Genomic DNA, 1,611 nt, shown 5'->3' with positions numbered 1-1,611 from the left:
GCAGAGCACGATCCGTACCCTGCGGCGCGCAATCGCTCACGGAGTCAGCGTCCGAGCCGCCGCCAAGGCCCTCGGCGTGCGGTATACCGCAGCGCTGAAGCTTGCCCACGCCCAGGGCTGGATCACCGCTCGGCCGAAGCCGTCTGCTGAACCCACCGCAGAGCAGTGCAAGCAGTTTTTGGCGAAGGTCAACAATGGTGCCTCCGTGCGCCAGGCTGCAGAGTCCGTCGGTATCAGCCATTCCCGCGGCTATAAGCTCGCGGTCGCCGATGGCCGGTTCATTGCCTGCCCGACAGGGGCAGGCAAAGATCAGTCAACGCGTCGGCGTGTGGACTACCTTCAGCTGCGTGTGTGGGGTTCCAGCCGCAGGCAGGCGGCCATGCAATGCGGGATCGATCCCACGACTGCCCGGCTGTATGACCAGGGCATGGTGAAAAACAAGGGTATTGAGCAGTTTGTGCCTGCAGGCGGTAAAGCTGGCGTCTATAACAGACTCATGCAGCTTATGACTCATGTGGATGGGCATCGGCCGGCACCGGCTCCTGCGGTGGCGCAGGCGATGCTGGAGAAGACGATTCATCAACGGTTTCTTTCCGCCCGGGAGCGCGACACGATTCAGGAGATGCTGTGCGCGGGTTGTAGTCAGGCGGATATTGCCCGCAAGCTGGGGAGGTCGCGGTCGACGATCAGTCGGGAGATTGCCAACCATAGCGATGCTGAAGGGCACTACCGGGGTGCGTCGGCGCACCGTCAGTCGTGTGTGAATCGGATGCGGAAGCGCCGAAGGAAGCTGGATTTGACTAATCCGACCCGGTTGGGTATGGAAGTGCAGCGGATGTTGGATTTGCAGATGAGTCCCGAGCAGATCAGTGGCAGACTCAGGGTGGAATATCCCGATGACGAGGAGATGCGCATTAGCCACGAGACGATTTACCAGGAGTTGTATCTGCAGGCCCGTGGTGGGTTGAAGCGCGAGGTCAAGCGCGCGTTGCGGACTGGTCGGGTCAAGCGTAAGCCTCGTGGCCAGGGGTCTGTGAACCGTAATGAGCGGTTTAAAGAGCCGATGGTGATGATCGCTGATCGGCCTAAGGAAGCAGATACTCGGTTGGTGCCTGGTCACTGGGAAGGTGACCTGATCATGGGCGAAGAAAACAAGTCTGCGATCGGTACTGTGGTGGAGCGAACCTCTGGGTTCTTGCTGTTGCTGGAGCTTATCGGTGGTCATAGTGCCGATATTGTGGCTGCGGCGTTGACGAAGCGGATCAATGAGCTGCCCGCGACGTTGAAGCGTTCGTTGACCTGGGATCAGGGCAGTGAGATGGCTATGCATCATCAGGTCGCTAAAGACACTGGCTGCACGGTCTACTTCTGCGATCCGCACAGCCCGTGGCAGCGGGGTACCAACGAGAACACTAATGGCTTGCTGCGGCAGTATTTCCCGAAGGGGACGGACCTGTCGAGGTTTACTGCGGAGGACTTGGAGTGGGTCGAGATGGTGATGAATTCCCGGCCGCGGAAGCGGCACGGGTATCTCACTCCGGCTGAAGTCCTTGCCAAGTTGCTAGAGTCTGATTAAACCCACGTGTTGCGACCATCACTTGAATCCGCCCA

General features: G+C 59.6%; 1 protein-coding gene. It reads left to right on the top strand.

Annotated features, from left to right (window positions below; genetic code table 11):
* Positions 1–496: 496 nt before the first annotated feature.
* The gene (locus tag C1Y63_RS12375; RefSeq protein ID WP_369831053.1) at positions 497–1,576 is read left to right on the top strand and encodes an IS30 family transposase; all 1,080 of its coding nucleotides are present in this window, start codon (positions 497–499) and stop codon (positions 1,574–1,576) included.
* The last annotated feature ends 35 nt before the right edge of the window (positions 1,577–1,611 follow it).

The sequence above is a fragment of the Corynebacterium sp. 13CS0277 genome (assembly GCF_002994655.1).
GTDB lineage: Bacteria > Actinomycetota > Actinomycetes > Mycobacteriales > Mycobacteriaceae > Corynebacterium.
The sequence above is the reverse complement of the archived record's forward strand: the minus strand, read 5'-3'. Positions and strand labels throughout refer to the sequence as shown.